We start from the raw sequence: 18430 nt of genomic DNA on the forward strand, positions 1-18430 counted from the left end.
TGGCGATGCCCAAGATCCGCAAGGTCCTGGTCGCCAACCGTGGCGAGATCGCGCGGCGGGTGTTCCGCACTTGCCGCGATCTCGGCATCGCCACCGTCGCGGTCTATTCCGACGCCGACGCCGACGCGTGGCACGTCGCCGACGCCGACGAGGCCGTGCACCTTCCCGGCTCGTCTGCCGCTGAGACCTACCTCGACATCCACCGGATCATCGCCGCTGCCTCGCTCACCGGCGCGGACGCAGTACACCCCGGCTACGGCTTCCTTTCGGAAAACGCCGGGTTCGCGCGCGCCTGTGCCGCCGCCGACCTCGTCTTCATCGGTCCGCCGCCCGGGGCGATCGACGCGATGGGCTCGAAGCTGCAGGCCAAGAAGACGATGTCCGACGCGGGGGTGCCTGTGCTGCCCGGTGGCGACACGACGGGGCTATCGGCCGAGCAGCTGGCGAAGCTGGCCGCCGACGTCGGCTACCCCGTGCTGGTCAAGGCCAGCGCCGGCGGCGGTGGCCGAGGCATGCGCATTGTCGCGTCGCCGGACGAGCTCGACGAAGCGGTCACCTCCGCTTCGCGTGAGGCCGCCGCCGCGTTCGCCGACGGCACCGTCTTCCTCGAGCGTTACGTCCAGCGCCCACGCCACGTCGAGATCCAGATCATGGCCGACACGCACGGAAACGTCGTCTCTCTGTTCGAGCGCGAGTGCTCCGTGCAGCGTCGACACCAGAAGGTGATCGAGGAGGCGCCGTCACCGGTCGTCGACGACGCGTTGCGCGCTCGGATGAGCGAGGCCGCCATCGCCGCCGCGCGCGCCGTCGGCTACGTAGGCGCCGGGACGGTCGAGTTCGTCTACGACGCCGCTCAGGATGGCAAAGCCGACTCCTTCGCCTTCCTCGAGATGAACACCCGGCTGCAGGTCGAGCACCCGGTTACCGAGCTGATCACCGGCCTCGACCTGGTGCGTGCCCAGCTGCTCGTAGCCATGGGCCGCCCGCTGCCTGAGGAGATGCACAACCCGCGAATTCGCGGTCACGCGGTCGAGGCCCGTCTGTGCGCCGAGGATCCGGCCGATGACTACCGGCCCTGTACCGGCACCCTGCGCACCTTGGATGTCCCGGCGCTTGCCGGCGTGCGGGTTGACTCGGGTTTTCGTGCCGGTTCGGTCATCAGTCATTACTACGATTCGCTGCTGGCCAAGGTCATCGCGTGGGCACCAACGCGCGACGAGGCACTTGCCAGCCTCTCGGCGGCGCTGGCCGGCGCCCGTATTCACGGCGTGACCACCAATCGCAACCTGCTTGTTCGCGTCCTGCGCCATGACGAGTTCGCCGGGCGGGGCACCGACACTGGGTTCCTTGACCGACACGACGTCGCCCAACTCGGCGCTGCCCTCCCAGACACGCAGTCCGAGCGCCTGCACGCCGTCGCGGCGACCGTGGCCGGGGTGGCCGCGCGGCGTGCCGTCGCAACTCTGCAGGCCACGTTGCCCGCCGGCTGGCGCAACAACCCTTCGCAGCCGCAGACCACGACCTGGCAGACCCAGGGTGGGCGCGAAGTGCGCGTCGGGTACACGTTAGGTTCGACAGGGACCTGCCTGCAGGTCGACGACGAGCCGTTGGCCGACGTCGAGGTTGTCGAGGGCAGTAGCGAGCGGGTGGTGCTGCGCGTCGACGGGGTGCGCCGCACTTATGATGTCGTCCTCGACGGCGATGTTGCCCACCTCGACTCGGTCGCCGGCTACTCCGCCCTGCGGCTGGCGCCACGCTTCGTCGACCCGAGCACTCTCAACCCGCCCGGGTCGCTCACCGCGCCGATGCCGGGCTCGGTGATCCGACTACCGGTCGCCGAGGGCGAGACGGTCTCGGCGGGCCAAACCCTTGTCGTCCTGGAGGCGATGAAGATGGAGCACACCGTCGCGAGCCCGATCGACGGGGTGCTGAGCGCCCTGCCGGTCCAGGTCGGCCATCAGGTCTCGAGCGGTGACGTCCTCGCCGTGGTCGAGGCGGTGGACGGCGGTGAAGTGGCGTCGGACGCCACCGAGCTCTAATGAACCCGGCGCGCTCCCGATCGGTGGCGCGTCGATACCGATGTGAGGAGTGTCATGGAATTGCACGAGACAGAGGAACGTCAGGACCTGCGCAAGGCGGTCGCCGAGATCGCCAAGGACTTCGGACACGAGTACTACCTGGAAAAATCGCTGGCCGGCGCGAAGAGCACCGAGCTGTGGCAGGCCGTGGGCAAACAGGGCTTCCTCGGGGTGAACCTTTCCGAGCAGTACGGCGGCGGCGGCGGCGGCATCTACGACATGCAGATCGTCGGTGAGGAGCTCGCCGCGGCGGGCTGCCCGCTGCTGATGACCGTCGTCTCGCCAACCATCTGCGGCACGATCATCCAGGCATTCGGCAGTGAGGAACTCAAGCAGCAGTGGCTGCCGGGCATCGCCAGCGGCGAGACGATCATGGCATTCGCAATCACCGAGCCGGACGCGGGCTCGAACTCGCACAACATCTCCACGACCGCGAAACGCGACGGCGACGACTGGGTCATCAACGGCACCAAGTACTACATCTCCGGTGTCGACGAAGCCGAAGCGATCCTGGTCGTCACCCGAACGTCTACCAACGACAGTGGTCGCGGACTACTCAGCCTGCTCGTCGTGCCCACCGATGTCCCCGGGCTCACCAAGTCACTCATCCCGGTCCAGGCGGTCACTCCAGAGAAGCAGTTCACTCTATTCTTCGATGACGTCCGCGTGCCGGCCGCCAACCTTATCGGCACGGAGAACGAGGGCCTGCGCCAGGTCTTCATGGGCCTGAACCCGGAGCGAATCATGGGGGCAGCGCTCGGCAACGGCATCGGCCGTTACGCGCTGGATAAAGCCGCCGATTACGCCCGCAACCGCCACGTGTGGGGAGCGCCGATCGGCTCGCACCAGGGCGTATCGCACCCCCTCGCCCACGCCAAGATCCAGGTCGAGCTGGCCCGGTTGATGACCCAGCGTGCCGCCGCCCTGCACGACGCCGGCGATCCGGGGTCGGGTGAGGCGTCGAACATGGCGAAATATGCCGCAGCCGAGGCGGGCATCCTGGCGCTCGACCAGGCGATTCAGACCCACGGCGGCAACGGCATGGCCACCGAGTACGGCCTCGCCACGTTGTGGGGTCCGGCCCGGCTCATGCGCACCGCGCCGATCAGCCGCGAAATGATCCTCAACTTCGTGGCGCAGCACAGCCTGAAACTGCCCGCGTCCTACTGAGTCGCCGCGGACGGAAAGGGAATCGCATGCAACTCGGCATCGGTCAGTGGGTGACCCGGCGCGCCTTCCTCAACGGCGGGCGCACCGCGTTGATCAGCAACGGCGCGCACATCACCTACGCCGACCTCGATCGGCGCACCAACCAGGTCGCCGCCGCACTCATCGCCCTCGGCGTGCGCAAGGGCGATCGGGTCGCGATGCTGCTGGTCAATTCGACCGAGTTCATCCAGGTGCTGCTGGGCTGCGCCAAAATCGGCGCACTTGCAGTTCCGCTCAACGTGCGCCTTGCCGGACCCGAGATCGGCTACATCCTGGCCGACTCAGGCGCCGATGTTCTGGTCTTCCACGAGCCGTTCGCCGCGCAGGCCAAGAGCGCCGTCACCGAGTCCGGAGTCCGCGTGCGCCATGTCGTACGCGCCGGTGGGGCGCCGGCGCCGGGCGAGCTCGGCTACGAAGACGTCGTCTCGGGCGCCGCGCCCGAACCGCTCAACGGTGACGTCGACGGCAGCGACCCCGCGTTCATCATGTACACGTCGGGGACGACGGGCCGACCCAAGGGCGCGATCCTCACCCACGACAACCTGCTATGGAACGCGATCAACGTCCTCGGCACCGACATCGGCCTGCGGGGCGAGGACGTCACCGTCGCGGTGGCGCCGTTGTTCCACATCGGCGGGCTGGGAGTACACACCCTGCCGCTGCTCTACGTCGGCGGCACCAGCGTCATCATGCCGTCCTTCGAGCCGCGAGCTACGCTGCAGGCGATGGCCGACCACCACGTCACGGTTCAGTTCATGGTGCCGGCCATGTGGACCGCTCTCACACAGGTGTCCGACTTCGACTCCTTCAACCTGTCTGCGCTGCGTTTCGCCATGGGCGGCGGGTCGCCCGTCCCCCTCACGGTCATCGACTTCATGCGCGAGCGAGGCGTGCCCTTCACCGAGGGCTTCGGCATGACCGAGACCGCTCCCCTGGTGACCGTCCTCGACGCCGAGAACATCAGCACGCGGGCCGGGTCGATCGGCCGCGTCGCGATGCATGTCGACGCCCGCATCGTCGACGACGACGACCGCGACGTCGCGACCGACACCGTGGGCGAACTGATCGTGCGCGGTCCGAATGTGTTCACCGGCTACTGGATGAAGGCCGATTCGAGCGCCGAGGCGTTGCGCGGGGGCTGGTTCCACACGGGCGATCTCGGGCGCATGGACGCGGAGGGCTTCATCACCCTCGTCGACCGCAAGAAGGACATGATCATCTCCGGCGGCGAGAACGTCTACCCGATCGAGGTCGAGCAGGTCCTCTTCCGCCACCCGGCGGTGTTCGACGCCGCCGTGATCGGCGGTAAGGACGCGAAGTGGGGCGAACGCGTCGTCGCGGTCGTGGTTGCCGACCCGGCGACGCAGGCGCCGAGCGCCGAGGAGATCGTGGCGTGGTGCCGGGAGCGGCTGGCACACTTCAAGTGTCCGCGTGACGTGCACTTCGTCGCCGAACTGCCGCGCAACGCCACCGGCAAGCTGCTCAAGACCGAGCTGCGCGCGCAGTTCACGGGCATCGAGGGCGGAGTCGTTTTGCGCTGAGTCGTGCCGCTGCACATCGCGGGTTCGGAGCAGGGCCCCTAAATCATGAACTGAGAAAAGGATCGACAGCATCGGCGGGGGCTAGCGGTTTCGTTCACCTCCCTCGATTCGGTGCGGCGGGTGCCGACGCAGGCAACCCCAGCGTCGGTAGGATCCCAGCCCAGCGGATCGGACGGCGAACAACGTAACCACAAATCGACAGGAGGCCTGAAAGTGGCCGGTTTGCGCCGCAAACTGCTCCTCGAGGCCGCCGCCGACCTGTTCGCGCGGCAAGGCTTTCACGCCGTGGGCATCGACGACATCGGTGCCGCAGCAGGGGTGAGCGGGCCGGCCGTCTACCGGCACTTTCAGAACAAGGACGCGATCCTTCGCGAGTTATGCGACGCCGCCATGACTGAGCTGCTGGCCGGCGCCCGGCGCGCCACCACGGCCGGCACACCGACGGAGGTCCTGCACGCCCTTGTCGACCTGCACGCGGCCTTCGGCGCGCGACGACGCGGCCTGTTGGCCGTCTACGCCCGCGAGCACCGCTCGCTGTCGCCGCTGGCGACCCGTGCCCTGCGACGCCGACAGCACAGCTACGAGTCCTTTTGGGTCGAGGCACTCGTACGAGCACGGGGCGATCTGGACCGTGAGCGCGCACAGGGCCTGGTCGCCGCCGTGCTGTCATTGCTCAACGCGTCCGCGTACATGCCGGCGTCGCTGGACGACGCGACGATTGAGGCGATGCTGGCCGCCGCGGCCGTTGCGGCGCTGTTCAGCCGCGCGGTTACACAGCAGGTAGACGGCGCCCCGCACCGGATTTAGTGTGTGTCGAGCAGCGACTGGGGAATGTCCACCATGCGGGACCGCACGTATTCCCCGAGCCCCTTGGCCTGTGCGTCCAGCCGGGTCGAGGAGGCCACCCCGTCACCGAGCAAGCCGTGCACCACCACGTTGAGGGCGCGCAGGTTCGGCAGTTCGAAGCGCTCCATGGGCAGGTGCGCCGTCTCCGGCCCGAGCAGAGTGCGCAGCCGCTCGACGCTGAGGTAGTCACGCGCCCACGCGTACCCAGGGTCATCCCGTGCCCACAGGCCGAGGTTAGCGTTGCCGCCCTTGTCTCCGGACCGCGCGCCGAGTACCGACCCGAGCGGCGCGCGACGTGTCGGCCCGGACGGCACTGGCAGCTTCGCGAGCGCGGCGATCCTAGCCGGCGGGACGGCACCGGTCGGCGGGTCGGGGATCTCGTGCCGTGTGCCGTCGGCGTCGACGAGTACGTGCGTGAGGGCCGACCGCGCTACGTAGGCCGGCCGGTAGACGCCGAAGGCGGTCTCCGAGGACGGTGGCGTGGTGGTGTGGAAGCCGGCGAAACCAGCCAGGGCGATCTCCATGACCCCCCCCGGAGAAGGCTCGGCCCACCTTGCGCGGGTCGGCGTCCTTCACCGTCACACGCAGGTGCGCGCAGGCTTGCTCGTTCGTCGGTGCGTCGGAGACGTCGAAACGCAACAGCCTCACGTCGACTTCGTCGAAGGCGTCGCGTCCGCCGAGAACGTCGAAGAGCTGCTGTTCGGCGAAAGCCGCCTTGGCCCCGATGTCGAGGCCGGTGAGCACCATGGTCATTGTGTTACGGAAGCCGCCCACCTCATTCAACGCCACCTTCAACGTGTCCGGCGGCGGACTGCCTTTCGTACCGCTGATCGCGACGCGGTGCTCACCCTGTTGAGCCAGCCGGATGGTGTCGAAGTGGGCGACGACGTCGGGGCCGAGGTAGGCAGGTTCAGCGGTCTCGTAGAGCAGCTGGGCGGTGACCGTGCCGACTGAGACCAGTCCCCCGGTGCCGGGATGCTTCGTGATCACCGAAGAGCCGTCCTCGGCGACCTCGGCGATCGGAAACCCCGGGTAGCGGCGGTCCGTGATCTCGTCCAGGAACGCGTAGTTGCCGCCCGTCGCCTGAGGGCCGCACTCGATCACGTGCCCGGCGACGACCGCGCCCGCGAGCCGATCCCAGTCGGCGGGTGCCCAGGCGTGCCACCAGGCGGCTGGACCGACGACCAGGGATGCGTCGGTGACCCGGCCGGTCACGACGACGTCGGCGCCCGAACGCAGCGCCTCGGTGATGCCCCAGGCGCCGAGGTACGCGTTGGCCGATACCGGTTTGATGTCGCCGACGGGCGGCGTGATTGCGTGGAGGTCGCCACGTAGGTCGTCGCCCTCGACGTGAGCGACGCGCGCGGTGAGGCCGAGACGGGCGGACAGCTCGCGCAACGCGGCGGCCAAGCCGGCGGGATTCAGCCCGCCCGCGTTCGCGACGACCTTGATGCCATGATCGAGACAGGTGCCCAGCACCTGTTCCATTTGGGTGAGGAAAGTCCGCGCGTACCCGCCGGACGGGTCTTTGGCCTGGGCCTTGGCCAGGATGAGCATGGTCAGCTCGGCCAGATAGTCACCGCACAGGACGTCGATCGGTCCGCCCTCGACCATCTCGCGGGCTGCGGCGATGCGGTCGCCGTAAAAGCCGGAGCAGTTGCCGATGCGGACCGGGACGCTCACCGCTGACGCCCTGCAAACTGGCCCGCCACGCGCCCGCCGCCAGGGGGCCCCGCGAAGGCCTGGGCGATCGCGAGCCACTGGTCGGCCAGCGGGCCGTCGGCGACCAAAGCGGTGTCGTCGCGGTGGCGGCGTTGGGTGACCAACAGGCAAAAGTCGAGCGCCGGCCCGCTCACGCGGTTGGCCGCGTCGGCTGGCCCCCACGTCCAGACGCTGCCGTCCGGAGCGGTCAGCTCAACGCGTACCGGGTCCGCGGGCAGGTCCAGACCGTTGGCCAGGTAGCTGAACGCGCGTGCACCCACCCCGATGTGGGCCACGTGACGCAGCCGTGCCGTGGCCTCGCGGGTCGCGCCGAGCGCGTCGACGACGTCCTGGCCGTGCGCCCAGGTCTCCATGAGTCGCGCTGTCAGCGACGAGACCGCGCTCATCGGCGGCCCGAACCACGGCAGGCGGGTCGCCGGGTCAATGTCCGCGAACGCCGCAACGAGGGCGGCACGCGACGTGTCGAACCACGCGAGCAGGTCGGCAGCCGGCATTTGACGGTAGCGCTCGGCGATGACGTCGGGTGAGATGGCTCCGTCGGCCATCATCGGCAGGTAGTCGCTGCTGAACCCGTCGGGGTCGGTGGCCGAGCGCACCGCGACGTCGTCGAAGAACGCCAGATGGCTGATCTGGTCGCGGATCGTCCAGCCCACGGCCGGAGTCGGCGCGTCCCAGCCGCGCGGACCTTCGGTCAGCGGCGCGACCAATCCGCGTAGGGCTGCCGTCTCCGCTTCGATGTCGGTGATAACCGACTGCATGCTCACCGCCATGTCAGTGTCCCTTCCACTGCGGCGCGCGCTTCTCGCGGAACGCCGCCGGGCCTTCCTGCGCGTCGTCGCTCAGATAGACCGGCTCCCATATCTCGTCGGCCAGGTCGTACGCGGCGGCGAGGTGGTGCTGCGCCGAGAGGTACACGGTGCGCTTGGACGCGAGCACGGACAGCGGTGCGTTCGCGGCGATGCTGAGCGCCAACTGCTGGGTACGCTCGCGTAACTGATCGGCCGGCACCACCTCATTGACCAAGCCGACCTGGTGGGCGCGCGCGGCGGTGATCGGGTCGCCGGTCAGCAGGATTTGCATGGCAACGCGCGGGGGCACCAGCCACGACAGGGGTGTCGCCCACGGCGAACCGCGGCCGACCTTGACCTCGCTGACGGCGAAGGTCGCGTGTTCGGCGGCCACGACCAGGTCGCACTGCTGCGCGAGCAGGAAGCCCCCGGCGAACGCGACACCGTTGACGGCCGCGATCGTCGGCTTCGCGACATCGATGTTGCGGCCGAACTGCGGAGCGAAGTCCTTCGGGGGCACCTTGAGCGCGTTCTGCGCCATCTCCTTCAAGTCCCCGCCGGCGCAGAACGCCTTATCGCCCACGCCGGTGAGGACGAGCACCTTCGCCGCGTCGTCGTCATTGAAGCGGAGTACCGCGTCGATAAGCCCCGTGCGCACAGCGTTGTTCAGCGCGTTGCGCGCCTCGGGCCGGTTGATCGTCAGCCAGGCCACGCTGTCGACGACCTCGTAGCGAATCGGTTGCTCGGCCACCGAGCCTCCGTCCCTCACCGTCGTCTCGCATGTGAGTGGCAGTTCACCCCGGCACCTCGACAAACGGGTCGGCCAGCTCAACGGTGGCTTCACTCGGCACGCACGGACCATCTTCGCTCGAGACGAGCAACTCGAGGTCGACGAGGCGCCGTCCGCCATCGTCGCGTTTGGCCACGACCTTGCCGCTCAGGGTCGCGGTCTGGCCCGGGTAGATCGACCGGATCATTGAGATTCTGCGGCGCCGGATGAGCGCGTCGGGTCCGGCCCATTCGTTGAGGCCGCGGTCGATGAAGCCATGGAAGAAGAGGGTTGACAGGTAGATTGTGCGCTGGCCCTGGCTGCGCGCGTAGTCGGGGTCGTGGTGACCGGGGAACCAGTCCCATGTCGAAGCCGCGTTCATGCAGATGCGCTTGTAGCTGATCTCGATCGAGACGGGCGTCAGGGTGTCGCCGACGGCGATGTCCTCGAACCGCACGGGGAAGCGGACCATGCTGTGCTCGGTGGATCCGTTCATGATGCGCCTTCACTATCGGCGGTGTCGTATCGGAAGAGCACGTTGGTGTTGCGGCCGAGGACCTCACCGTGCTGGTCGGAGAACGTACTCACCGTGGTGATGAACACGCCGGTGCCCACCCGCGTCGTCTTCGGCTCGGAGATCGAGGCGATCTCCTCCACGATCGACACGTGATCGCCTACCCGGGGCCGGCGTTCGAACTCCGTCGTCGTCGAGGCGTTGATGATGTGGTGGCCCGGCAACGGGACGCTGAGCGCGAACATCATGTCGGCACGCGCTAGGTACCCGGGCACCCACTGCGGCGCGAAGCCGAGGCTCATCAGCAGCCCGGGCGGGCAGTCCTCACCCTCCCAGTAACGGGGGTTCGCGTCCTCGACGAGCGAGCAGTAGTACAACACCATCGAGCGGTCGATCGGGAACCACGCACGCCGCGGTTCGGAGCGATGACCGACCCACGCCCGGCCTTCGTCGAAGGTCCCGAATGTCATCCCGAGGCCGGTGACGTCGCTCGTTGGCGCGCTCACCGGGCCACCTGCACGACGGCGCTCCCCTTTATCGCGGGTTCGCCGGACTGGCGCGTGACCACGAGTTCGAGGTCTGCCACCTGCTGCCCTCCGGCCTCGCGCACGCCGGTGACCCTGCCGCCGAAGCTGAGCAGGTCACCGGGCCATACCTGACCGGTGAACCGGATGCGGAACGAGCGGATGTTGGCCAGCCCCACCCAGGCGGTCAGCCGCTGGGCGAGCACACCGCCGTGCAGCAGTCCCATACCGAACACACCGGGCATGCCGGCCGCGCGGGCGAACTCCTCGTCATGGTGGATCGGGTTGAAGTCGCCGCCGGACCCGGCGTAGCGGACGATGTGCGAGCGCGTCAGCGGGCCGAACTGTGAGCTCGGCATCTCGTCGCCGGCGGCCAACGCCACCGGCGCGGGGGATGTCGTCATTGGGTGGAGCCTCCGGTTTCGATCAAGACGTCGGTCTGGCGCACGACGAGTTCGTCGCGCTGGTTGGTGAAGTCGGTCTCGATCGTCACGATTGTCATGGTGCCGCCGCGCTTGCCCTCGCGGCTGGTCACGTTCGACACCCGACGCGTCTCGGTGAGCTCGTCGCCGACGACCACCGGCGCGAAATACTCCCAGCCGCACTCACCGTGCAGTACGCGTCGCAGGTCGAGCCCGAGGGCGCCGAACATGTCGTCGTCGGCGCGCCAGTGAGCCGAGGAGACGACGAAGGTCGGCGGAGCGGGGATCGCGCCGAAGCCGGCGGCGCGGGCCGCTGCGGCGTCCTGGTAGATCGGGTCGTGGTCGTCGAGGGACAGCGCGAACTCGCGCACTTTGGACCGGTCGACGGGAAATGTGGTGCTCCCGAGTTGCGTCCCGATGAGCGATGCGTCAGCCACTCTGGTCACCTTTCCCGCCGGCGAAGGCCGGTGCACAATCGCGAATGAGGCTGCCTAGGTTCTCGGCGATGCGCTCGGGCGCGAGGCCGATCGAGGGTGAGTAGAGAACGATGTGGTCCAGCACGCCCTCGTAGCGGCGCAGCCCTTCTCGGACCTCGGCGGCGGTGCCGGCCACCGCCATCGCGTCGATCATGTCGTCGGTGACGGCTGCGAACATGGCCGGCAGGTCACGCCGCGCGAACGCGTCGCGAATCGCCGCCCCCTGCCTGGCGAAGCCGCTCACATCGAGAACGTGTTCGTAGGTCTTCACCGAGGAGTAGAACGCGATCTGCTGCGCGGCCTCACGGCGTGCGATCTGTGGGTCGTCGTGCACCGCGCAGATGACCATCGAGACGATCTCAATGTCGGCGGGATCGCGTCCGGCCCGCTCCGCACCGCGCACGACGGCTGGGCGGGCGACCTCCTCGACGTAGGTCGTGGTGAATAGCGGATGACCGGCCAACCCGTCGGCGACGCGCCCTGCCACCTCGCACATCCGCGGACGCACGCCCGCGGTGATGATCGGGATGGCCCGCTGCGGCGGCGCGACGTCGCCGGTCGGGACGAGATTCATCCGATAGAAGCGACCCTCATGGCGCACGGGGCCCTCGTGCAGGTTCCAGATCCGACGCACGAGCGGGACCAGCTCCTCCATGCGCAGAGCGGGAGCGGAGGTGTCCTCCACGCCGTGCCAGTCGCTCATCATGCGGCGTGTGCCGTTGCCGAGCCCGAGCACGACGCGCCCGCCTGAAAGCTCGTCGAGGTCACGCGCCTCGGTGGCGAGCACGAGCGGGCTGCGCCCGACGCCATACAGGATCGACGACCCGATGCGGCAGCGCTTTGTGCGCGCGGCCATCGCGGCCATCGAGATCGAGCCGGAGCGCGAGTAGAACTCCGAGGCCCAGGCGGCGTCGAAGCCGGCGAGGTCGGTAGCCTCGGCGGTCTCGACAAGGGTGGCCAAGTCCGCGCCGAGCACCGAGACCCCGTACGTGCTCACGACGCCGCCGGCCTGAATCGGACCAGCCCAAGGTCCTCGTTCACCCGCTCGAACACTGCGCGCACTCTTGCGCCGATCGCAACTTCATCGGGGGCCACGCCCTCGAGACTGGCCAACAACTGCGGCCCCTCGTCCAGACGAACGAGCACGACGACGTACGGCTCGCTGCGCGGGAACGAGTCCCACGGGGGGCGGTACACCGGCGCGAAACTGACGATCTCACCAGTACCCGCCGCGGTCTCCCAGGCCAACTCACCGTCATGGCAGACGGGACACACCAGCCGCGGGTAGAGGAACGGGTGGCCGTTCGCGCACCGCTGGAAGACGAGTACGCCGCGGGCCGCTGCTGCGAAGTAGGGACGGTTGACATCGGTCAGCGGCGGCAGCGCCTCAGGATCGTGCAGACCGTCGAGGGAACTCGAAGCTGCGGTCATGACGCTCCCTCCATCACCATGCTGACGTGACTGCACAGCATCGAGCCGTAGCTGTGCACGAACGCGGTGTCCGCCCCGAAGACCTGACGGCCCTCGGCGCGACCGGGACAACTGCCAATAACCCTCGAGGATCTGCGAAATGCCAGAGGAGGTCCCGGTGTGCCCGAACCGGATCAGGCCGCCGTCGGTGTTCACCGGAAGGTCGCCCCCCGGATCGGCGCGGCCGTCACGGTAGAAATCGCCTGCCCCGCCGGGCTTCACGAAGCCCGCCTCCTCCAGGATCATCGCCGGGTTTGAGGCGAAGGCGTCGTAGAGCAAGGCGATGTCGATGTCGGCCGGCGCCCGTCCGGAGCGCTCGAAGGCCATCGGACCCGAACGGGCGGCCCCGGTACGACCCGGGCGGGCCAGCGAGGTCAGAAAACCGTGGGTGTGACCCTCTCCAAACCCGAGCAGGTGTACCGGCCGGTGTTTGCCCGCGCGAGCCCGGCGGGCCGAGCCCAGCACGAGCGCGCCACCGCCCTCGCAGGGAATCGAGCAGTGGTAGAAGTGGAACGGCCCGGCGATCGGGCGGGACGCCAGCACGTCCTCCACAGTCAGGCGTTGTGAGCGGTGCGCGATCGCCGCGGGATTCAGCGCGGCCCACCGGTCCTGCGACGCGGTGACCTCGGCGATGTCCGCCTTGCCCTGTCCCGTCTCGTGCATCCAGGCCTGCGCGATCAAACCGTACAGCGCCGGCACGGAGGGTCCGTAGGGCATCTCGAACGCGTGGTCACACACCAGCGCCATCAGTTCGCGCCCGCCATCGCGGATCGGTGGAAACTTGCCCGCCGACACGACCAGCACCGTCTCGGCCTCGCCCCGGGCGATGACGTTACTCGCCATGCGCGTCATGGCCAGATGGGTCCCGCCGCCAAGCTGACAGGTCATCTGAAGTTTCAGGTTGTGCAGCCCGAGATAGTCCATGAGGTCCTCGGACAGGAAGATCGAACCCTCGTTCGTCATCGGCCCGGCGCACACGAGACCGTCGACCTCGTCTGGGACCACCCCTGCGTCGGCGAGAGCCGCGACCGCGGCGCGCACATGCAATTCAGTGGAGGTGTACGGAACGTTTCTTCCTGGAGCGACTTCGGCGGCACCGATGATGGCCGGCTGGTCGTGTGGCATCCGGACTCCTTCCGACCACGCGTTCAACGCCGGTCCCGACGTGAACGACGGTTAGCATAGCGTGACTAGGGGGTCCGCGTCACCCCCGGCCCGCACCCGCCGCCAGCGCGGTATGGATTCTCTGGATGTCGTTGCGCCTCTTCCCAAGAGGGTGCTGCGATGACCGAAACCCGCGCCGATCGTGTCGTTTCTCGACGATGTCCAGGTGACAGATGAGGCCGATCGCGAAGCCCGCTGGTTCCGGTGGACGCCCGGCACGCGCCCGGGCGGAACTTTGCGCGCTCAGTCGCGCGTTTTTCTGAAGTGGCGCGGTGACCGACCGGTCCACCGTTTGAACGCATGTGTGAAGTTCGTGAGGTCCGCGTACCCGAGTTCTGCCGCGATCTCGCTTACAGACACCGATCTGTCGAGAATTCGCAGAATTGCTCGCTCCTGCAAGAACGACTGACGTAATTCTCGAAAGGTGGTCCCCTCTTCGCGCAGGCGCCGCTTCAACGTGCTCGGGGATATCGAGAGCTCGCCCGCCGTCCGGCTGATGTTCGTTTTTCCGGGATCTTTCTCGAGCAGGTCCCTTACTTTTTCGGAGACCGACGTGTCACGTCGTTGATCGAGAGTTCGCTGCAAATCGGTGACGGCAATCCGGTACGCCACAGGATCGGAGAATCGACAGACCTCCTCCAGCGTAGCCGCGGGAACGTGGACGAACGAGCTGGGGGCGTCGAAGAAGATCCGACCCGCCAACACTTCGTCATGAAGAACCCACGACTCCGGCGCTGAATGACTCAGATGCAGTTCAATATTCGGTACGGCACCCGCGAGCATGTCGAGCAGACGCAACAGCGCCAGCCCACCGTAGGTGACGGCCAGGCAGTTCAGGCCCGCGTCACCGGTGCGACCGGTGAGCCCGATCGTGAGGCCGCGTTCCGTCGAATGGAACGACGGGCTGAGGGCTGTGGTGATCACCGGCAGATAAGCAAGCAACTCGACAACCTCGGCTACCGAGCCCGCGCTGACCAAGGGAACACTGAGTGCCCCAAAGGACGTCAGTTTGGCGTGTTCAGCGAACGCGAAACCCAGACGGGTTCCCTGATCACAATCGAAATCGGAATATATCTCCCTGAACCACCGTAAGGGGACCTGCGCGTCGCGGCCCACCAACATCGACTCGGTGACGTGCTCGCGAACCATGATGCTGCGCAGCGCAATGCTGGCGTCATGCCCCAGCGCCTCACTGTCCAGCATCTGCAGGAAAGCCAGCGCTGGCATACCCGAGTCGTCGAGTTTCACGTGCCTCCCTGCGCGTGAGCTAAAAACACAACTCTTTGACTCCTGCGAGTCTAGCGACGCTGGTCACGCGCGACAACACTAAAAAGAGAAGTTCCAGATTGAGGAGAGTTAATCATGGCAGTCGTCACCTTCGTCTCTCATGACGGCGAGAAGTACGAAGCCCCCTTGGCCGAAGGGCAGTCCTTGATGCAGATTGCGGTCAATAACGCGGTGCCCGGCATCGACGGCGATTGCGGAGGGGAAGCCGCATGCGGAACATGCCACGTGATCGTCGCTCCCGAGTGGTCGGACACGGTGGGACTCTGCGGCGCCAACGAAGAGGAGATGCTCGCGATGAACCCCGAGCGTCAGCGGACGTCGAGGCTGTCCTGCCAGATGGCCGCCTCCGAGGCATGGGATGGCTTGACGGTCGAGCTACCTGAGTTCCAGCTCTGAAACAACGTCATGGATTTGGAGGAAACAATAATGAGTATTCCCGCGGCAGTGGCCGCCAAAGCCCAGTCTGCCGTGCCTCTGGAGCTGCAAATCCGCGGCGCACACCTCTACGACAAGACACGTCGGTGGGTAACCGGAACCAATGGTAAGAAGATCTTCACCGAGACGCCCATTCCTCCGGTCGAGGACGTCGATATCGCCGACATCGATCTCAGCAACCCGTTCCTCTACCGCCAAGGCCGCTGGAAGTCCTACTTCGAACGCGTGCGCAACGAGGCGCCGGTGCATTACCAGGCTCGCAGTCCGTTCGGCCCGTTCTGGTCGGTGACCCGCCACGCGGACATCATCGCCGTCGACAAGAACCACGAGGCTTTCTCCGCAGAGCCGTTCATCATCATCGGGAGACCGCCTCGTTTTATGGACATCGCCATGTTCATCGCGATGGATCCGCCACAACACGACTTGCAGCGCGCTTCCGTCCAAGGGGTTGTCGCGCCGAAGAACCTGCGCGAGATGGAGGGGCTGATCCGCTCGCGTGTCCAGGAAGTGCTGGACGATCTACCGGTGGATCAGCCGTTCAATTGGGTGCACCACGTCTCCATCGAACTGACAGCGCGCATGCTCGCGACCCTGCTGGACTTCCCGTACGAGCAGCGGCACAAGCTCGTGGAATGGTCGGACCTCGCCACCTCCATGGAGCAAGCCAATGGCGGTCCTTCCGACAACGACAGAGTGTTTCGTGGCATGGTCGACATGGCGAAGGGGCTCAGCGCTCTCTGGCATGACAAGGCGGCCCGTACCGCCAACGGGGAGCGACCGGGCTTCGATCTGATCACGATGCTGCAGGCCAACGAGGACACTAAGGATCTCATCGACCGCCCGATGGAATTCCTCGGCAATTTGGTATTGCTGATCGTCGGGGGAAACGACACGACTCGCAACTCGATGAGCGGAGGGGTTCTCGCCTTGAACCAGTTCCCCGATCAGTTCGAGAAGTTGAAGGCGAACCCTGACCTGATTCCCAACATGGTGTCCGAGATCATTCGCTGGCAGACCCCGTTGGCGTACATGCGCCGAGTCGCGAAAAAAGACATCATGTTGAACGGGCAATTCATCCGCAAGGGCGACAAGGTCGTGATGTGGTACGCCTCTGGTAACCGCGATGAGCGTGTCTTCGAGCGGGCCGATGAGTTGATCATCGATAGGAGCAACGCCCGCAATCACATCTCGTTCGGGTTCGGCGTGCACAGGTGCATGGGAAACCGACTTGCTGAGTTGCAGCTTCGAATCCTGTGGGAGGAATTGCTCCCTCGCTTTGAGAACATCGAGGTGGTCGGCGAACCCGAGTATGTGCAATCGAATTTCGTCAGGGGTATCAGCAAGCTGATGGTTCGCCTCACTCCCAGGCCGAGTGCATGACTCCCGAACGAGCGGTGATCGTCGGCGCGAGCCACGCCGGCGCGCAGTTGGCAGCTAATCTTCGAAGGGAGGGGTGGTCTGGGGAGGTCGTGCTCATCGGCGACGAGGGGGGACTGCCCTACCACCGGCCTCCGTTGTCGAAGGGATACCTGGCCGGCAAGAACGGCCTCGACGACCTCCTGATTCGCGGCGCTGATTTCTACGAAAAGCAGCACATTCGACTCTTGAATGCGACCGTGGAGGCGATCCACCGGAGTGCCAAGCGTGTGTCTCTGAGCACCGGCGACACGCTGACGTACACCAAGCTCGCGTTGTGCACCGGCGCAAGGGCCAGACGACTCCCCACACCAGGGGTGGATCTTCCCGGAATTCACTACCTGCGTACCGCTGCAGACGTCGAGTTGATCCGTGCCGCCGCCACACCGGGTCGGAGGGTTGTGATCGTGGGCGGCGGTTACATCGGGTTGGAAACGGCGGCCTCGCTGTGTTCGCTCGGCATGAACGTCACCGTCCTCGAGGCAACCGAGCGTGTACTCGAAAGGGTCACCGCGCCGGAGGTTTCCGCGTTTTACACGCGAATCCACCGCGGCGAGGGAGTGGAGATCCGAACACACGCCCTCGTCGAAGCCTTCTCCGGTAACGGTGGGGTGCAGGAGGTCGTGCTGGCTGACGGCGAATCGATCCCCGCCGACTTGGTCATCGTCGGCGTCGGTGTGGTGCCGAACACCGAGCTCGCCTCGGCCGCAGGATTATCCGTCGACAACGGCATCGTGATCGACGACCAGGCCCGCACCAGCGACCCCGACATCGTGGCCGCCGGCGACTGCACGAGCCACACCATGGCTCGATACGGCTCGCGTATTCGTTTGGAATCCGTATCGAGCGCCGGCGAGCAGGCCAAGATCGCTGCGGCGACAATCTGCGGAAAACACAGCGCAATCGCTGCGCTTCCGTGGTTCTGGTCCGACCAGTACGATCTCAAACTCCAGATTGCCGGTCTCAACGCCGGATACGACGAACTGTTGCTCAGTGGTGACCCGTCGCGTGACCGTGACTTCAGCTGCTTCTACTTCCGCGAGGGCGAACTCATCGCCGCCGACTGCGTCAATCGTCCTCGCGATTTCATGTCCAGTAAGCGGGCCATCAGCCAGCAGCTCCGAGTTGACCGCTCAGAGCTCCTCGCCGGCTCGATCTGACACGAGAGCTTGCTGGCTACAAACTGTGGACAACTCCCAGGTACCTGAGTGCTACGCGGGAGATCCGCTCACCGGTGGTGGCGATGTCCGCGGCGGGGAGTACAACATGACTCACTGTCAGTCGCACCAGAACATCTGCGACCTCCTCAACGTCTTCGGGATCGAGATCGTCGAAGTGGTCGTTAAACCACGTGATCAGAGCCGCGGAGCAGAGCTGAAGCAGGGAAGCCGACGTCGGCAGAAGAGGTAGGACTCCAGTAGACGACGAGCCACCGCGATCATTCCCCGAAGCGTTGGACGTCAGAACTGCCTTGAGGAGCGGGCTGTCTTCTGCTTCACAGAGGGTGAATTGCACCGCTGCGGTGATGCCGCCCCGCACGTCGCCCACGTGTTCGGCAAGGACGGCAAGAATGCCTTCCATAAAGCGCTGGCCCTCCGACACCACAAGCGCGTCGCCGAGCCCCTGTTTGTCGCCGAACTCTTTGTACAACGTCGGGCGGGAGACGCCGACCGATTCGGCAACCTCGCTCATCCGGACCTGATCCCAGCCCTTCTCGATGGCGAGTTCTCGTGTCGCCCTCAAAACCTTTTCGCGCACATGCCGGCGGA

At 66.6% G+C, this 18430-nt stretch carries 17 protein-coding genes and 2 pseudogenes; 7 read left to right on the plus strand and 12 right to left on the minus strand.

What is annotated here, in order from left to right:
* Nucleotides 1-5: 5 nt before the first annotated feature.
* The 4 genes from B8W67_RS03770 to B8W67_RS03785 all read left to right on the plus strand — a co-directional run bounded on the left by B8W67_RS03770 (nt 6) and on the right by B8W67_RS03785 (nt 5635).
* The gene (locus B8W67_RS03770; protein ID WP_005116476.1) at nt 6-2039 is read left to right on the plus strand and encodes an ATP-binding protein; all 2034 of its coding nucleotides are present in this window, start codon (nt 6-8) and stop codon (nt 2037-2039) included.
* A 54-nt stretch (nt 2040-2093) separates the two neighbouring features.
* Nucleotides 2094-3248 (plus strand): acyl-CoA dehydrogenase family protein, encoded by a 1155-nt coding sequence (locus B8W67_RS03775; RefSeq protein WP_005086601.1) that lies wholly within the window; start codon nt 2094-2096, stop codon nt 3246-3248.
* 26 nt (nt 3249-3274) lie between these two features.
* Nucleotides 3275-4828, plus strand: coding sequence for an acyl-CoA synthetase (locus B8W67_RS03780; protein WP_005086603.1), 1554 nt, complete (start codon nt 3275-3277; stop codon nt 4826-4828).
* A 213-nt stretch (nt 4829-5041) separates the two neighbouring features.
* A complete protein-coding gene (locus tag B8W67_RS03785) occupies nt 5042-5635 on the plus strand; it encodes a TetR/AcrR family transcriptional regulator (RefSeq protein ID WP_005086604.1) in 594 nt (197 codons plus the stop codon).
* On the opposite strand, the pseudogene B8W67_RS03790 reads toward B8W67_RS03785, so the two are convergent.
* The 11 genes and pseudogenes from B8W67_RS03790 to B8W67_RS03845 form a co-directional block, all read right to left on the minus strand.
* Nucleotides 5632-7357 (minus strand): annotated as a pseudogene (locus tag B8W67_RS03790) (acyclic terpene utilization AtuA family protein). The gene B8W67_RS03785 and the pseudogene B8W67_RS03790 overlap by 4 nt on opposite strands.
* Nucleotides 7354-8166 (minus strand): TIGR03084 family metal-binding protein, encoded by an 813-nt coding sequence (locus B8W67_RS03795; protein ID WP_005116473.1) that lies wholly within the window; start codon nt 8164-8166, stop codon nt 7354-7356. Before B8W67_RS03795 ends, B8W67_RS03790 begins: the two are co-directional and overlap by 4 nt.
* A 1-nt stretch (nt 8167) precedes the next feature.
* Entirely contained in the window at nt 8168-8935 is a 768-nt protein-coding gene (locus B8W67_RS03800; RefSeq protein WP_005086608.1) for an enoyl-CoA hydratase/isomerase family protein, read from the minus strand.
* 43 nt (nt 8936-8978) lie between these two features.
* Nucleotides 8979-9449, minus strand: coding sequence for a hotdog family protein (locus tag B8W67_RS03805; RefSeq protein ID WP_005086609.1), 471 nt, complete (start codon nt 9447-9449; stop codon nt 8979-8981).
* Entirely contained in the window at nt 9446-9937 is a 492-nt protein-coding gene (locus B8W67_RS03810; protein ID WP_174254765.1) for an FAS1-like dehydratase domain-containing protein, read from the minus strand. Before B8W67_RS03810 ends, B8W67_RS03805 begins: the two co-directional genes overlap by 4 nt.
* Before the next feature lie 32 nt (nt 9938-9969).
* Nucleotides 9970-10395 (minus strand): dihydroxy-acid dehydratase, encoded by a 426-nt coding sequence (locus tag B8W67_RS03815; protein WP_005086611.1) that lies wholly within the window; start codon nt 10393-10395, stop codon nt 9970-9972.
* Entirely contained in the window at nt 10392-10850 is a 459-nt protein-coding gene (locus tag B8W67_RS03820) for an FAS1-like dehydratase domain-containing protein (RefSeq protein WP_005086612.1), read from the minus strand. The genes B8W67_RS03815 and B8W67_RS03820 overlap by 4 nt, the downstream gene beginning before the upstream one ends.
* The gene (locus tag B8W67_RS03825; RefSeq protein WP_005086613.1) at nt 10843-11886 is read right to left on the minus strand and encodes an LLM class flavin-dependent oxidoreductase; all 1044 of its coding nucleotides are present in this window, start codon (nt 11884-11886) and stop codon (nt 10843-10845) included. The genes B8W67_RS03820 and B8W67_RS03825 overlap by 8 nt, the downstream gene beginning before the upstream one ends.
* A complete protein-coding gene (locus B8W67_RS03830) occupies nt 11883-12320 on the minus strand; it encodes a Zn-ribbon domain-containing OB-fold protein (protein ID WP_005061010.1) in 438 nt (145 codons plus the stop codon). Before B8W67_RS03830 ends, B8W67_RS03825 begins: the two co-directional genes overlap by 4 nt.
* Nucleotides 12317-13484 (minus strand): annotated as a pseudogene (locus B8W67_RS21615) (thiolase family protein). Before B8W67_RS21615 ends, B8W67_RS03830 begins: the two are co-directional and overlap by 4 nt.
* Nucleotides 13485-13766: 282 nt before the next feature.
* Nucleotides 13767-14771 (minus strand): helix-turn-helix domain-containing protein, encoded by a 1005-nt coding sequence (locus tag B8W67_RS03845; protein WP_005086614.1) that lies wholly within the window; start codon nt 14769-14771, stop codon nt 13767-13769.
* 114 nt (nt 14772-14885) lie between these two features.
* Here B8W67_RS03845 and B8W67_RS03850 point away from each other — a divergent pair, with 114 nt between their 5' ends.
* The 3 genes from B8W67_RS03850 to B8W67_RS03860 are packed head-to-tail and all read left to right on the plus strand — an operon-like array spanning nt 14886 to nt 17821.
* Nucleotides 14886-15206, plus strand: a complete 321-nt coding sequence (locus B8W67_RS03850) for a 2Fe-2S iron-sulfur cluster-binding protein (protein ID WP_005086615.1) — start codon at nt 14886-14888, stop codon at nt 15204-15206.
* A 30-nt stretch (nt 15207-15236) separates the two neighbouring features.
* Nucleotides 15237-16625: a cytochrome P450 gene (locus B8W67_RS03855; RefSeq protein ID WP_005086616.1), complete on the plus strand. Its 1389-nt coding sequence runs from the start codon at nt 15237-15239 to the stop codon at nt 16623-16625.
* Nucleotides 16622-17821 carry an NAD(P)/FAD-dependent oxidoreductase gene (locus tag B8W67_RS03860; protein ID WP_005086617.1) on the plus strand — a complete coding sequence of 400 codons (1200 nt, stop codon included), beginning with the start codon at nt 16622-16624 and terminating at the stop codon, nt 17819-17821. The genes B8W67_RS03855 and B8W67_RS03860 overlap by 4 nt, the downstream gene beginning before the upstream one ends.
* Before the next feature lie 16 nt (nt 17822-17837).
* On the opposite strand, the gene B8W67_RS03865 is transcribed toward B8W67_RS03860, so the two are convergent.
* Entirely contained in the window at nt 17838-18419 is a 582-nt protein-coding gene (locus B8W67_RS03865; protein ID WP_005116470.1) for a TetR/AcrR family transcriptional regulator, read from the minus strand.
* Between the last annotated feature and the right edge of the window lie 11 nt (nt 18420-18430).

The organism is Mycolicibacillus koreensis (assembly GCF_002104795.1).
Classification (GTDB): domain Bacteria; phylum Actinomycetota; class Actinomycetes; order Mycobacteriales; family Mycobacteriaceae; genus Mycobacterium; species Mycobacterium koreense.

Excerpts from the sequence above, each read along its gene's own strand:
- B8W67_RS03860 (WP_005086617.1), top strand. The coding sequence starts at position 16,622 with ATGACTCCCGAACGAGCGGTGATCGTCGGCGCGAGCCACGCCGGCGCG.
- B8W67_RS03805 (WP_005086609.1), bottom strand. The coding sequence starts at position 9,449 with ATGAACGGATCCACCGAGCACAGCATGGTCCGCTTCCCCGTGCGGTTC.
- B8W67_RS03795 (WP_005116473.1), bottom strand. The coding sequence starts at position 8,166 with ATGGCGGTGAGCATGCAGTCGGTTATCACCGACATCGAAGCGGAGACG.
- B8W67_RS03830 (WP_005061010.1), bottom strand. The coding sequence starts at position 12,320 with ATGACCGCAGCTTCGAGTTCCCTCGACGGTCTGCACGATCCTGAGGCG.
- B8W67_RS03775 (WP_005086601.1), top strand. The coding sequence starts at position 2,094 with ATGGAATTGCACGAGACAGAGGAACGTCAGGACCTGCGCAAGGCGGTC.
- B8W67_RS03810 (WP_174254765.1), bottom strand. The coding sequence starts at position 9,937 with ATGACATTCGGGACCTTCGACGAAGGCCGGGCGTGGGTCGGTCATCGC.
- B8W67_RS03815 (WP_005086611.1), bottom strand. The coding sequence starts at position 10,395 with ATGACGACATCCCCCGCGCCGGTGGCGTTGGCCGCCGGCGACGAGATG.
- B8W67_RS03855 (WP_005086616.1), top strand. The coding sequence starts at position 15,237 with ATGAGTATTCCCGCGGCAGTGGCCGCCAAAGCCCAGTCTGCCGTGCCT.
- B8W67_RS03780 (WP_005086603.1), top strand. The coding sequence starts at position 3,275 with ATGCAACTCGGCATCGGTCAGTGGGTGACCCGGCGCGCCTTCCTCAAC.
- B8W67_RS03770 (WP_005116476.1), top strand. The coding sequence starts at position 6 with ATGCCCAAGATCCGCAAGGTCCTGGTCGCCAACCGTGGCGAGATCGCG.
- B8W67_RS03850 (WP_005086615.1), top strand. The coding sequence starts at position 14,886 with ATGGCAGTCGTCACCTTCGTCTCTCATGACGGCGAGAAGTACGAAGCC.